Raw genomic sequence first — 14,053 nt, 5'->3', positions numbered from 1 at the left:
CTACGAGATCCTGAGCGCCGTCCCCGCCGCGAGCAGGCACGCCCACCGCGACGGGTCGAGGGCCTCCACGCCCTCGCCGCGCACGGTGAGCGTAGCGCGCTCGCCGGGCAGGAGGAGAACCAGTTGGCGGTCGGCGCATGCGTCCCCGAGGCCGGGCTCCGTCTCCGCGAGGATCACGAGGTCGCGCACCAGGGACTCGGCCCTCACCGCGATGTCGACGCGCCCGCGAGCGACCTCGACCGCCTCGATCTCGAGAGCGGCTTCGGGGTGGGAGAGCGCGAGGTCGGGAACAATCCACCGTGCGGCGCGCAGCTCTCCGGCGTCGACCACGATTGCCGCGGCGCCGGCCGGCACCACGGTCGGTCGCACCACGGCGTGACCGTCGGCGGGCACCGTCACGTCGAGCCTGTCCTCGTGAAGGATGGTTCCTCGCTCATCCACCACCGCCAGCCGTCCGGTGACCTGCCATGCCTCGGGCACGTCGTTGACGAGGGTGAGCCCATGCGGGTCGCCGTCCGCGGTGGTGATCACGGCACGCGCCGCCATCACCTCGGCGGCCGCATACCACGCGAGTTTGCGCCGTCCCGCCGCGTCGATGACGGACCACGACATCGCCGGCCAGCAGTCGTCGAGCTGCCACCACAGGGCGCCCGAGCACGTGTCGTGCAGGCTCCTGAAGCGTCCGATCGCGGCGCGGAGTGCGCGCGCCTGCACCAACTGAGTCGCGAGGTACCAGCCGCGGCCGTCCGTAGGCGGGTGCGGGACGTGATCGGCAATAGCGCGGTCGAGCGCGGCGGCGCCCTCGGGATGCTTCTGCAGGCGCTGCAGGTCGGGATCCGCTCCGCTCGTCGGCTCGTGGCCGATTCCCGTGACGAGCGTCGCCCACGAGGCCGGCGCCTGCCATCCGAATTCGGACGCGAAGCGCGAGCGCTTGTCCTCGAAGTGGACGTAGTCGAGCTGGTTCCACGTGTCCCAGTGGTGGGTGGTGCCCTGGGTCTCGTCGTTGGGGTGGCGGTCGGGATCGGGCGAGAACGGCGAGCCGGGGATGTAGGGACGATGCGGGTCGAGCGCGGCCAGGACGCCGGGGATGACGTCGTGGTACAGGTGGGCGCCCCATCCTGCGCCGTTCAGTTTCTCCTTCCAGCCCCAGTCCTCGTAGCCCCACAGGTTCTCGTTGCATCCGCACCACAGCGCGAGCGACGCACGATGACCGACGCGGACCACGGCATCCTCGACCTCGCGGCGCACGCGCGCCACCTGGTCCTCATCCTCCGCGTACGCGGCGCACGCAAACGAGTAGTCCTGCCACACGAGGATGCCGAGCTCGTCACACGCGTCGTAGAAGTCGTCCGACTCGATGATCCCGCCGCCCCACACCCGCAGCATCGTCGCGCCCGTGGCGGCCGCCTCCGCCACCAGCGACCTCACCCGCTCTCGCGTGACCCGCTCGGGAAGCACATCCGCAGGGATCCAGTTGAATCCGCGTGCCCAGACGCGCGCGCCGTTGACGTGGATCTCGAAGCGGCGCCCCGCGGCATCCGGCTCCTGGACCAGTGCCACCGCACGGAAGCCCACCCTGCGCGCGGCCGCGTCGATCGCCTCACCGTGCGCGCCGATCGCCTCGACGCTCACGTCGTAGAGCGGCTGCTCGCCGCGGCCCCTCACGTCCCACCGCGACGCGCCGGGAACCTCGAGCTCGAAGGACACGCTCGCGGTGTCGACCGACGCCACGTATTGCAGCAGCGGAGGCTCCTCCCCCGGCGCGCTCACGCGCACCACCACGCGGTCGACCGCACCCTCGACGACGACGCTTCCGCGCAGCACGGCACCGTCACCCAACACCGCGCCGCCGCGCCACGTGGGGCTCAGCAGGGTCCGCAGGATTCGCCCCGCACCCTCGCGCTCAACCTGAACCCCGCGATACAGGCCGGCCGTCATCGTCGTCGGTCCCCAGTCCCAGCCGAACGAGCACGCCATCTTGCGCACCTGGTTGAACGGGATCTCGTACATGTCGGCGCGCGGCAGGGGCGCGACCGCCTCCGCGGCCCGCGCGACGGGCTCGGCGGGGCGCAACTCGACCTCGACGTCCCAGGCACCCGGAGCATCGTCCCTGCCCAGATCGACGACCCAGCGGTGGAACATGTCGTCCGCCTCGAGGACGGCATTGCCGTCGACCGTGACGGTGGCGATCGTGTCGATGCCCTCGAACACGACGCGCACGTGGGCACCGTCCCCGCGCTTGGGAATCGACGTCCGGTACGCCCACGTCGAGGCGGCGGCCCAGGCCACCTGCTCCTCGGTGCCGTTGACCGTGACGTCGGTGGCGAGTCCAGCGTCGATGAGCGTGCCCAGCACGCTGCCGGGAACACGCGTAGGGATCCCGCGCGAGAGGGCCCGCACGGCAGCCACAGGGGCGTCAGGTGCCGGGTCCACGAGGTGGAGCGTCCACTCCGAGTGTGCCGCGCGCTCCGTGGTGGGCGCTGCTGGCGCGAGCGTGCGATCGGGGTTCACTTGACGGCTCCCTGGGTCAGTCCTCGGTAGATCCACTTCTGCAGGAGGACGAAGGCGATCACGGTGGGAATCACGACCAGCACGGTGGCCGCGGTGATGAGCTCCCACTGCCCCCCATAGGGGCCCTTGAATCTGAAGAGCGATGTCGAGATCAGGCCCTCGGATGGCAGATAGAGGAAGGGAAGGTAGAACTCGTTGTAGATCGCGATGCCCTTCACGATCACCACGGTCGCGATCGCGGGCTTGAGCAGCGGCAGGATCACGCGCCAGTAGATGGTCCAGCGGTTGGCGCCGTCGATCATCGCGGCCTCGTCGAGAGCGACGGGGATCGACTGCATGAACTGGATGAAGATGTAGATCGCGATGATGTCCGTGCCCATGAAGAGCAGCACCAGCGCGGCCTTGGTGTTGTACAGGCCCAGGCCGGAGATGATCTGGAACGTCGCGACCTGGCTGGTCACACTCGGGATGAGGGTCGCGACCAGGAACATGCCCATCACCAACTTCTTGCCACGGAAGTCAAACCGATCCACGGCGTAGGCCGCCATGGTGCCGATGATGATCGTGCCCGTGAGCGAGATCGCCAGCACGATTGACGTGTTGATGAGGCCGGACACCATGTCGCTCTTGACGGCGGCGTCGATAAAGTTCTGGAAATTGAGCCAGTTGGTGGGCGGAGTGAGCGGACCGGAGTTCGCGTACTCCTCCTTGGTCTTGAAGCTGGCGAACACCACCACCACGAGGGGCAGGAGCACCACGACCACGGCGCCGACGAGCGACGCGTACTTGAATGTGCTGGCAAGCGTGCGCTTCACGTGAGGTCCACCTTCTCGTCGGGGAAGAACTTCCGCTGGACCCAGGTCACGAACAGCACGATCGCGAGCAGCACGACGGCCATCGCCGACGCGAGCCCGACCTGCCGGAACTGGAACGCGGTTTGAATGGTCTGGATCACGAAGGTCGAGGTGCCATTGGCGCCGCCTGTCATGATGTAAGGGATCTCGAAGACGGACAGGCTGCCCGCCACCGCAAGAATGAACGACAGCCCGATGATCCGTCGGATGCCAGGGAAGATGATGTGCTTGAACTGCTGCCAGCGGTTCGCGCCGTCGAGATCAGCGGCCTCGTAGATGTCGCCGGGGATCGACTGGATCGCGCCGAGGAAGAGCACGAAGTTCAGGCCGGTGTACCGCCACACCGAGGTCCCCGCCAGCGAGTAGTTCGCGATCGAGGCGTCACCCAGCCACTGGGGGGTCTCCGCCATCCCGAACCACGCGAGGACGGTGTCGAGCGTGCCGCCCGGCTGGAACAGGTAGAGGAAGACGAAGCCGATCGCGACGCCGTTCATGAGGTAGGGGAAGAACAGGATGCCGCGGAAGAAGCTCGAGAACTTCGTGTTGAAGCTCAGCAACGTAGCGAAGTACAGCGCGAGACCCATCTGCAGGAACGATGCGGCGAAGTAATACAGGCTCACGCCGAACACGCCGAAGATGGCGGGGTCGGTGAAGACCGCGACGTAGTTGTCGAGGCCCACGAAGTCGTCGACGGGACCGAATCCGGTCCAGTCGTTGAGGCTGTACCAGATCATGTTGGCCGCGGGGATGTAGGTGAGCAGGACCAGCAGTCCCACCGCCACCGCGACAAAGAGATACGGCGTGAGCCTGCTCAACAACCAACCCTTGCGGGGGCGCGGTGGGCGCTCCCTGACCGAGTCCTGGGTGTCCGGGACGCCCGCGCGCAGCGAACCGTTCGCCGTGACCGACATGATGCTCCTCGAGGATGAGTGGGGGTGAGTGAGGCGGCCCCCGGCGCCCGCGGGATGCCCGCAGGCGCCGGAGGCGTCAGATCAGGACGCGAGCTCCTGCACGGCCTCGGCCCAGCGGGCGTTGAGGTCGGCGAAGAACGAGTCCTTGTCACCGTCGGCCTGACCACGGGCCACGTCGACCAGCTGCTGACGGTAGAGGTTGCCCCACACGTCGACCTTGGACGTGTCCGCGATCTGGTTGAGCAGTCCCTCCTCGCCCGCAGGTGCGGGCGCTGCCTCGATGAGCTCGACCGAGTTCTCCTCGAGGGAGGCGAGGTTGGCGGGCAGCGGCGCGGTCATGAGCGCGGAGATCATGCCCTGGTCGTCGGTGAAGCCCGAGTCCTCGAGCAGGAAGTCCATCCACGCGCGCGCCGCCTCCTTGTGGGAGGAGTTCACGTTGATCGCGAGGTTGTAGTCGCCACCGATGGTCGCGTACTGCACGCCGTCCTCCGCAGTGGCCGGCCAGGCCATGAAGCCCACGTTCGAGGGGTCAGCACCCGCGTCGGTCGCTGCGGCCTGGAACTGCGAGATCGCCCACGAGCCGAGCACCATCGTCGCGATCTTTCCGGTCGCGAAGTCGCCCTTCGACTGCTCCCAGTTGGTGGTGAGCGGGTCGGGCTCGGTGAGGCCGGCAGCGACCGCGTCGTAGAGCACGGAGTCGATCACGTACGCGTCCTTGCCCTCAACCCACGGCGACTCATCGTGGATCATCTCGTTCTGCGCCTCGACGTTGCCCGAGACCGCGCCGACGTTCGCGAACCACTGCCCCCCGAGCGGCCAACCGTCCTTGTAGTTGGTGTACAGCGGGATGGCGTCGGTCGAATCCGCGATCTTCTGCAGCGCCGCGAGGAAGTCCTCGGACGAGGTCGGCATCTCCGTGATGCCTGCCTCGGCCCACACCGCGGTGTTGTACAGCACGCCGTTGGCGTTGCCGCCGAGCGCGATGCCGTACTGCGTGCCGTCGAAGCTCGCCGGAGCCTGGAATCGGTAGGTCTCCGAGAGCTCGTCCACCGTGCCGAGCGGCTCGAAGAACGTCGGGAATTCCTCGGCGGGAACCGAGGCGGGAATCATGAGCACGTCGCCGTAGCCGTTGGGGGTGCTCATGCGCGTGCGGACGTCGTCGGCGTAGTTGGTGATGCCCTCGACGTTGACGTTGATCAGGGGGTACTCCTCCTGGAACGTCGCGACGTACTCGTCAAACGTGCCGTTCTCCTGGAGGTCAGTGCGGTTGGTGAGGAACGTGATGTCGCCCTCAAGGGTCGCACCCGAGGCGCCCCCCGTGGACGACCCCTCGGGGGTGCTGGAGCCTTCGCTGCACGCCGCGAGCGTGAGCATGAGGCCCGTGGTCGCCGCGAACGCGGCCACATTGCGCATCTTCATTGATGTTCTCCTGTCAGGACCTGCCTACCGCCGCATCGCGGAGGCACCGCGTCTGCGGCACTCGCAACTATATCGATTAAGTCGCAGAGTCGCCCTTACCGGCAGTCGTTGTTACTTAATCGTTACAGTGGCCGTCGCGAGAAGGTCTGACTCCCGGACAACTGGTTACGACGCGGCGTCGGCGACGACGTCGTGCGGCGCCGGGCCGAGCGATCCGCGATCCACGAGGGTCGCGATGCTGATCGAGGAGGCAAGCGCTCCGTCGTGGCCCTTGACGGTGGCAAGCAGCGCACGCGCCGCCTCGGCCCCGTAGGCCGCCACGTCCCTGCTCAGCGCGCTGAGCGGCGGCTCCGTGAGGCTGCACAGAGGGGAGTCGTCCCACGCGAGAAGCGACAGGTCGCGGGGGACGTCGACGCCGCGGGTGCGCGCCGCTCGCAGTGCCCCGAGCGCGGTGAGGTCGTTGTCGAAGACCATCGCTGTGGGGCGGCGCTCGAGATTGAGCAGCGCGCCGCAGGCACGGGCCCCGTCGTCGAACGTGTAGTCGGTGTGGATCTCCGCGACGATCTCGACGCCCAGTCGCCCGCCGGCGGCGCGCATCGCCTCGCTGCGCCGAAGCGTGTGCACGAACCTCTCGGGGCCCGCGACGTGCGCGATGCGCCGGTGGCCCAGCTGCGCGAGCCGCGCGACGGCCTGCTCGGCCGCCCCGGCATCGTCCGATCCGACGGCGGTCAGTCCTCCGGCGTACGCCGGGTCACCCACGACGACCGCGGGCAATCCGATGTCCTCGAGGATCGCGAGACGAGGATCGTCGACCGTGAGGTCCGTGAGAAAGATGCCGTCGACGCGTCGCGCCGACCACCACTCTCGGTAGGTTGCGGTCTCGCGCGCGGGATCGGGCGTCACCTGCAGCAGGAGCGCGAAGCCCTGCTCGGAGATGACCTGCTCGATGCCCGCGATGAAGGACATGAAGAACGGCTCAATGCCCAGCATCTGCGGCTCGCGCGTGATGACCAGGCCGACCGTGGCCGCTCCCCCGCCACGCAGGGCCCTCGCCGCGGTGCTCGGCACCCACCCCACTTCACGCGCGACCTCGAGGATCCGTGCGCGCGTCTCGTCCGAGACCCCGGGTCTCCCGTTGAGGGCATACGAGACGGCACCAGGCGAGACACCCACGCGCTCGGCGATCAGGGCGATCGTCGGACGGGTCTGAGCCTTGCGGGCCGCCATGCCCCACCTCCTCGGCGAGGGCGCACGCCCTCGATTTGTGTCGGGGACCACCATATCGGGCGCCCACGTGCGCGGGGGCGGCGGCGCGCCGCATCGTTCTCAATCGATTAAGGTGTGCGCAACACGCCAGCAAGGAGACACCGATGTCCACGACCGCCGTCACCAGCCCCCGCACCCTGCCGCCCGGGCCCTTCCAAGCGATGACCTGGGGGTGGACGGGCGTGCGCGGCACGTGGACCACCGCGGCGGCGCGCGCCTCGATGGAGGCGATGCTGGAGGTCCGACCCACGTGGGTGGTGCTCGCGTATGCGGCGCTGCAAGACACCGCTCAGTCGACCACGATCCGGTGGCAGGAGGCGCCGAGCCTCACCGATGGCGAGATTCGAGCGGCCGCCGCACATGCGCGCGAGCTGGGCCTGCGCGTGTGCCTCAAGCCCACCGTGAACGTCGCGGATGGCACGTGGCGCGCCCACATCGGCTTCTTCGATCGGGACGTGCCAGGCGAGCCCACGTGGGACGAGTGGTTTGATTCGTACGACGCATACATCCTTCATCACGCGGCGCTCGCCGAGGAGCTGGGCGCCGACCTCTTCTCGATCGGCTGCGAGATGGTGCGTGCGGATGCACGCGAGGACAGGTGGAGGTCACTCGCGGCCCGCGTGCGCGAGGTCTACTCGGGGCCCATCACCTACAACTGCGACAAGTACCAAGAGGACCGCCTCGCATGGTGGGATGCGGTCGACGTCCTCAGCTCATCCGGCTACTACCCCACCGGCACGTGGGATGAGCACCTCTCCCGCATCGAACCCGTGGTCGAGCGCCACGATCGGGAGTTCGTCTTCCTCGAGGCGGGCTGCCCGAGCCGCGACACCTCCCCAGCGCGGCCCAACGACTGGAACATGGTGGGCGTCCCCGATGAACACGCGCAGGCAGCCTACCTCGACGAGATGTTGACCGCGCTTGCGGGACGCGCATGGGTGCGTGGGGTCGCGCTGTGGGACTGGCCGCCCGCGCTGTACGCGCGTGAGGAGGCGGCCCTCAACGACGACTACTGCATGTTCGGCAAGGCGGGTGCCGCGGTGGTCGCGAGGCACTTCGCGGCCCCGCTCGCATAGCGCCACGCGCGCGCGTAGCGCGCCACGCGCGCTCGTGGCACGATGCCCGCGGAGGGTTCACCATGACTGAAGCGTCACCGCAGGGGTTCAGCGAGGCGGAGCGGGCCGCGATGCGCCAGCGCGCCGAGGAGTTGCGGTCCTCGAAGGGCCTCAAGGGCGCCGCCAAGCGTGCCAAGGAGTACGAGGCGTGTATCGCGGCGATCGAGGCGCTCGAGGGCGTCGACCTCGCGGTGGCGTCGCGCCTCCACGTGATCGTCGGTGAGGAGGCCCCTCACCTCGAGCCGAAGACGTGGTACGGCTTCCCGTCCTACGCGCGCGACGGCTCCGTCGTGGTGTTCTACCAGCCGGCGTCGAAGTTTGGCACCCGGTATGGCTCGGTCGGCTTCAACGAGGACGCGCGTCTCGATGACGGGCCGATGTGGGCCACCGCCTTCGCGGTGGTCGACATGACGGACGAGGTCGAGACGCGCCTGCGCGACCTCGTGCGCCGCGCGGCGGGGTAAGAAGCGGGGTACGACGCGGGATAAGCCGCGGGGTAGCCGGCGCCTCAGGAGGCGGGCTTCTCGAGGAGCGCGAGGAACATCGCGTCCGTGCCGTGCACGTGGGTCCACAACTGCACGTGCGGGCCGCTTCCCCACATGCGCGCGGTCGTGCCCGTCACGCGAGCCACCGCCTCTCGTGCGTCGAGCTGTCGCAGCCCTGACCCTGCGACCACGTCGCGGGTCTCGGCGACCACCGGCGAGCACGTGATGTACGCCAGCACCCCACCGGGCGCGAGCAGCCGCTCCGCGTTGGCGAGCAGGGCGCGCTGGAGCGGCACCAGCTCCTCGAGGTCCTCGGGCTGGCGTCGCCAGCGCGACTCGGGCCGCCTGCGCAGCGCGCCGAGGCCCGAGCATGGGGCATCGAGCACGATGCGGTCGTATGCGCCGTCCTCGCCGAAGTCCGTGGCATCCGCGACGCGCACGGTCACGGTGCCGTCGGGGACAGCCTTGATCGAGCCGCGTACAAGCTCGGCGCGGTGAGGATGCAGTTCGAGCGCCTCAAGGAACGCGCCGTGCTCCGCGGCGAGGGCGCCGAGGAGGGCCGCCTTGCCGCCGGGTCCCGCGCACATGTCGAGCCACCGTTCGCCCGGCTCCGCCTCGCGCACGCTCGCGAGAGCGGCGGCGACCACCTGGCTTCCCTCGTCCTGCACCGCGGCGGTGCCGTCCGCGACCGACTTCAGGTCGCCCGGCCGCCCGCCGGACATCACGACCGCGTAGGGCGAGTACTCCCCCGCCTCGCCGCCCGCCTCGTGCGCGAGGTCATCCCTGTCGACGAGTCCGGGGCGCGCCACCAGCGTCACCCGGGCCGGGGAGTTGTCGGCGTCGAGCAGCGCGGAGATCTCGCCCGCCCGGCCGTCCTCGGCGAGCGCACGCTCGAGCTCCTCGACCACCCACGCGGGATGAGAGTGCCTCACCGCCATCGCATCGCGACCGGTGCCGGACGCGACCACCGACATCCACTGCTCGGCGTCGCGCTCGGTGACGCGCCGCATCACGGCGTTGGCGAGCTTGGCGGCACCCGCGCCGCGCTCGCGCCTCACCTGGTCGACCGTCTCACTCACGGCGGCGTGCGGCGGCACCCGCATGGCGAGGGCCTGATGGGCACCGAGCCACAGCGCGACGCGCAGCTCGGGGTCGAGGTCGCGCGGATCGCGTCGCGAGGCATGAGCGATGATCGCGTCGTAGAGGCCTCGCATCCGCAGCGCGCCGTAGGCGAGCTCGGTCGCGAATCCCGCGTCACGACCGTCGAGGCCAGCCTTGCGCAGCAGCGACGGCATGATGAGGTTCGCGTAGGCGCCCTCGGTGGACGCAGACATCACGCACGCGTACGCGACGTCGCGCGCGCGGCTCATGCCTCACCCAACTGAGCGCCCTCGCCCAGGCGTGCGCCGCGCCACCAGTCGGCGGCCGGCATCGGCTTCTTGCCCGCGGGGGCGATCCATCCCAACGCGACGGGCTCCGTTCCCGTGCCCACGAGCACCTCGCCCGCCTCCTCCCGCAGCTGGCCGGGCACGGTCCGCGCACGCTGCGGCCGGGGCGACACCGGCCCCAGCTTCGCGACCGAGCCGTCCGGCAGCGTGGTCCAGGCGCCGGGCGCGGGCGTGCAGCCCCTGATGCGGCGGTCGACCACGTGAGCGGCGAGGTCCCAGCGCACGTACGCGTCCTCGCGCGTGAGCTTGTCGGCGTAGCTGACGCCGTCGTCGGGCTGAGCGAGGGGCCGAGCCGTGCCCGCGTCGAGTGCCGCGAGGGAGTCCACCATGAGGGGCGCGCCCAGCACGCCGAGCCGGTCGAGGAGCGTGCCTGCGGTGTCCGTGGCACGGATGCGCTCGGTCAGCGTCCCGATCACGGGTCCCGTGTCCAGCCCGCGTTCGAGCATGAACGTCGTCGCGCCCGTGACGTCGTCGCCCGCCATGATCGCGCGCTGGACCGGCGCGGCACCTCGCCAGGCGGGAAGCACCGAGAAGTGCAGGTTGACCCACGCGAGACGCACCGCCTCGAGCAACCGGGGACGCAGGATCTGGCCGTAAGCGACCACCGCGGCCGCGTCCACGTCGAGTGCGCGCACGCGCTCGACGACTTCAGGTGCCGAGGCCTTCTCGGGGGTCCACACGTCCAGCCCGCGCTCGAGCGCGTGGACCTTGACCGGGGACGGGTGCAGCGTGCGTCCCCTGCGTCCGGGGGCATCCGGCTGCGTCAGCACGGCCACGATGTCGTGGCCCGCGTCCTCGAGCGCGGCCAGGGTCGGGACGGCGATCTCGGGGGTTCCGGCGAAGATCAGGCGCATCGGACCATCGTAGGGGGACGATGCCGGGGCCGGCTTCGCGTTACGAGACCGGCTCGAGGGGCGCGTCGACCCGCAGGCGCAGTTCTCCCTCGCCGGCTCGCGAGAGGTCCTGCTGGCGGCGCCTCAACGCGTCCACGACGGACTGCGCCGCCCTGCGCGTGACGAGCAGGAACACCCCGTCCTTTGCGGGCACGATCGCGACCTCGGTGTGGCGCACGAGGCGTTCTCCCTCGACCCGCTCCGAAAGCGCGAGCGTGATGATGGCGGGGTCTCCCCACAGCCGGATCGCGCGTCGCATCGGAGGTAGCCCCAGGTCCGCACGCTCGCCGTATGCGTCCCACGCGGCCTCGGCTCCGGTCCACGCGACCATAGGGTCGCGCACCGCCGGCGGCAGCTGTCCCACCGCGACCACCTCTCCGCGCTCACCGCGCGGCCTCGCGAGGGCCGCGATGCCAAGCCACCACCGCAGGGCCTGCAGCTCCGCGCCCAGTCCCCCTCCGGCGGGAACGTCCGCGCCCACGATGACGATCCTCGCGTAGCCGCCCGCCACCGCGGGCAACGCCGCGGGCGTTGCCACGACGAATCCCTCATCCACCGCTCCGTCCGGAAGCGTCCCCACGGCCCCGGCGGACAGCGCGACCGGCGCGTCACCTGCCATCGCCCGCACCTGCTCGGCGATCCGCTCGACCCCTTGGCGCAGCTGCTTGGTCGCCGCGGAATGACACTCGGGGCAGTGCCAGTCGGGGTGCGGGGTGTCGCACTCGCCGCACCTCAGCGTCGCCGTCGCGGACTCCTTGCGCAACGGACCACCGCACGCGGTGCACGAGGACCACTCGCCGCAACGCGCGCACGCCGTGGCGCGTACGTAGCCGGCGCGGGGCACGACGATCCCCACGGGGCCGCTCGCGAGGGCATCGCGCGCCCCCCTCCACACGGAGCCGGGCATCCAGTGCCAGCCGCTCGCGCCCTCGGCCTCGCGCTTCTGATCGTCGATCACCGTCATGAGCGGGGTCGAGGTGCGCACGAGAGCGCGCGGGACGTCGGCGCGCTCGGCCCATCCGTGCGCGACCAGCGCCATCGCCTCGACGCTGGGCGCGTAGCCCGCGAGGAGCATGCCCGCGCCAGCCTCGTCGGCTCGCATTGCCGCGACCGTCCGGGCGTGGGGGTAGGGCGCGTGGGGGTCCTCGTACACGTTCGAGGCCTCGTCCCACATCACCAGCAGTCCCAGGCCCCGGACCGGCTGCAGCGCGGCGGGGCGCGTGCCCAGCACGATGCGTGCGTGGCCCGTCATCGCCGCCAGGTAGTTGCCGAAACGCACCGCGGGCCCGTCCTCAGCGTGCACCACCGCGAAGTGTCCGCCCGAGCGCGCATTCCATCGCGACAGGCCCGCGCGGACCAGGGCGTCGCCCGCCGCGGCGAGAGCACGCGCGTCGGGCAGGATGACGAGCGCCGTCTGGCCACGCGCCGCGACGGCAGCCGCGGGAGACAACAGCGCGTCGATCGGGAGCCCGTGGCGCCGGGACGGGTCGGGCACCGCCTCCCACACGAGGCGCGCGCCCGCCGCGAGCGAGGCATCGTCCAGCGCCACCGCCGCGGCCTCCTCGGCAAGCGCCTCGTGAGCGAGCGCATAGGCCTGCTCGTCGTGATCGACGCCCGACCAGTCCCTCTTCTCCACGGCAGCGACCCTAGGCGGCGCCATGAGCCGCAGGACGTCCCACAGCCCGCCGCCGTAGCGGCGCGCCACCTGGCCCGCGAACGCGATCGCGTCCGCCGTGTACGAGGGCATGGCCGAGCTCGAGTGGATCGGGGCCAGCGTCCCCTCGAAGTCACTCGAGTCGGACAGTGCGGTCACCACACCGTTGATGAGCCGCCCCGCGAAGCGAACGCGCACCCTCGACCCGACGTCGACCACGCCGCGCAGCGCGTCGGGAATCGAGTAGTCGAACGGCCGGTCGAGGTGCGGCTGGGCACTGTCGACGCACACCTGCGCGACAGTGCGGGGCGCGGTGAGGTCTATACCGCGCTCCGCAGCGCGTCGGCGCGGTCGGTGCGCTCCCACGTGAAGTCGGCGAGCTCGCGGCCGAAGTGGCCGTACGCGGCGGTCTGGCGGTAGACGGGGCGGCGCAGGTCGAGCGCGTCGATGATCGCGCCGGGGCGCAGGTCGAAGACCTCGCGAATCGCGGCGACGATGCTCTCGTCGGGCACGGTCGACGTGCCGAAGGTCTCGACGTAGAGGCCCACGGGGTGCGCGGTGCCGATCGCGTACGCGACCTGCACCTCGCAGCGGCCGGCGAGTCCCGCCGCGACCACGTTCTTGGCGACCCAGCGCATCGCGTACGCGGCGCTGCGGTCCACCTTGGAGGGGTCCTTGCCTGAGAACGCGCCGCCGCCGTGGCGCGCCATGCCGCCATACGTGTCGACGATGATCTTGCGGCCGGTGAGTCCCGCGTCTCCCGCGGGTCCGCCGATCTCGAAGCGTCCCGTGGGGTTGATGAGCGAGCGGTGGGCGCTCGCGTCGAGCGCGTAGCGAGAGAGCACGGGGGCGATCACGCTCTCCTCGATCGCGCCTCGCAGGGTCCCGGTCTCCCACGACTCGGCGTGCTGCGTCGACACCACGACCGTGTCGACGGTGACGGCGGTGTCGCCGTCATAGCCGATCGTGACCTGCGCCTTGCCGTCGGGGCGCAGGCCCTCGACCTCACCCGAGCGGCGGACCTCGGCCAGCCGGGCGGTCAGCGCGTGCGCGAGGTGAATCGGAAGCGGCATGAGCTCGGGCGTGTCGCGGCACGCGTAGCCGAACATTAGGCCCTGGTCGCCCGCGCCGAGCTCGCCGGAGTCGGAGTCGGTCGCGTGGCCCACGCCCATCCAGATGTCGGGCGACTGCTCGCCGATCGACACGGAGACGCCGCACGAGTCACCGTCGAAGCCCACGCGCGAGGACGTGTATCCGATGCCGTTGACGACACTGCGAATGGTGCCGGGGATGTCGACGTAGGCCTCGGTGCTGACCTCGCCCGCGACGTGCACGAGTCCCGTGGTGACCATGGTCTCGACGGCCACGCGCGACAGCGGATCCTGGCGCAGCATCTCGTCGAGGATCGCGTCCGAGACCTGGTCGCAGATCTTGTCGGGGTGGCCCTCGGTCACGGATTCGGACGTGAACAAGCGCAACGAAGTCATGGCCGCCAGC

Annotated in this window: 11 protein-coding genes; 2 read left to right on the top strand and 9 right to left on the bottom strand. The window is 70.5% G+C overall.

What is annotated here, in order from left to right:
- From ABEA62_RS01535 to ABEA62_RS01515, 5 genes are all read right to left on the bottom strand, one after another.
- Window positions 1-2,511 (bottom strand): glycosyl hydrolase 2 galactose-binding domain-containing protein, encoded by a 2,511-nt coding sequence (locus ABEA62_RS01535; protein WP_345378188.1) that lies wholly within the window; start codon window positions 2,509-2,511, stop codon window positions 1-3.
- On the bottom strand, window positions 2,508-3,326 hold the full coding sequence (locus ABEA62_RS01530; RefSeq protein ID WP_286215949.1) for a carbohydrate ABC transporter permease: 819 nt from the start codon (window positions 3,324-3,326) through the stop codon (window positions 2,508-2,510). Before ABEA62_RS01530 ends, ABEA62_RS01535 begins: the two co-directional genes overlap by 4 nt.
- A complete protein-coding gene (locus ABEA62_RS01525; protein ID WP_345378186.1) occupies window positions 3,323-4,276 on the bottom strand; it encodes a carbohydrate ABC transporter permease in 954 nt (317 codons plus the stop codon). Before ABEA62_RS01525 ends, ABEA62_RS01530 begins: the two co-directional genes overlap by 4 nt.
- 81 nt (window positions 4,277-4,357) lie before the next feature.
- Window positions 4,358-5,695 (bottom strand): ABC transporter substrate-binding protein, encoded by a 1,338-nt coding sequence (locus ABEA62_RS01520; protein WP_345378184.1) that lies wholly within the window; start codon window positions 5,693-5,695, stop codon window positions 4,358-4,360.
- A 165-nt stretch (window positions 5,696-5,860) separates the two neighbouring features.
- Window positions 5,861-6,922: a LacI family DNA-binding transcriptional regulator gene (locus ABEA62_RS01515; protein ID WP_286215946.1), complete on the bottom strand. Its 1,062-nt coding sequence runs from the start codon at window positions 6,920-6,922 to the stop codon at window positions 5,861-5,863.
- A gap of 143 nt (window positions 6,923-7,065) precedes the next feature.
- On the opposite strand from ABEA62_RS01515, the gene ABEA62_RS01510 reads away from it, so the two are divergent.
- The gene (locus tag ABEA62_RS01510; RefSeq protein WP_286215945.1) at window positions 7,066-8,037 is read left to right on the top strand and encodes a glycoside hydrolase family 113; all 972 of its coding nucleotides are present in this window, start codon (window positions 7,066-7,068) and stop codon (window positions 8,035-8,037) included.
- A gap of 62 nt (window positions 8,038-8,099) precedes the next feature.
- On the top strand, window positions 8,100-8,540 hold the full coding sequence (locus ABEA62_RS01505) for a hypothetical protein (RefSeq protein ID WP_286215944.1): 441 nt from the start codon (window positions 8,100-8,102) through the stop codon (window positions 8,538-8,540).
- A 44-nt stretch (window positions 8,541-8,584) separates the two neighbouring features.
- Here ABEA62_RS01505 and ABEA62_RS01500 read toward each other — a convergent pair whose 3' ends face one another.
- Genes ABEA62_RS01500 through metK form a run of 4 tightly spaced genes read right to left on the bottom strand, consistent with a single transcriptional unit; the run spans window position 8,585 to window position 14,043 of the window.
- Complete coding sequence (locus tag ABEA62_RS01500; protein ID WP_286215942.1) at window positions 8,585-9,931, bottom strand: RsmB/NOP family class I SAM-dependent RNA methyltransferase; 1,347 nt, start codon at window positions 9,929-9,931, stop codon at window positions 8,585-8,587.
- Window positions 9,928-10,863: a methionyl-tRNA formyltransferase gene (gene fmt / locus ABEA62_RS01495; RefSeq protein ID WP_286215941.1), complete on the bottom strand. Its 936-nt coding sequence runs from the start codon at window positions 10,861-10,863 to the stop codon at window positions 9,928-9,930. Before fmt ends, ABEA62_RS01500 begins: the two co-directional genes overlap by 4 nt.
- 40 nt (window positions 10,864-10,903) lie before the next feature.
- On the bottom strand, window positions 10,904-12,847 hold the full coding sequence (locus tag ABEA62_RS01490) for a primosomal protein N' family DNA-binding protein (protein WP_345378181.1): 1,944 nt from the start codon (window positions 12,845-12,847) through the stop codon (window positions 10,904-10,906).
- Between the two features lie 29 nt (window positions 12,848-12,876).
- Window positions 12,877-14,043: a methionine adenosyltransferase gene (gene metK, locus ABEA62_RS01485; RefSeq protein ID WP_286215938.1), complete on the bottom strand. Its 1,167-nt coding sequence runs from the start codon at window positions 14,041-14,043 to the stop codon at window positions 12,877-12,879.
- Window positions 14,044-14,053: the final 10 nt, after the last annotated feature.

Origin of the sequence: Demequina sediminis (assembly GCF_039545075.1) — a bacterium.
Taxonomy (GTDB): domain Bacteria; phylum Actinomycetota; class Actinomycetes; order Actinomycetales; family Demequinaceae; genus Demequina; species Demequina sediminis.
This window is presented reverse-complemented; position numbering and strand designations above follow the sequence as displayed.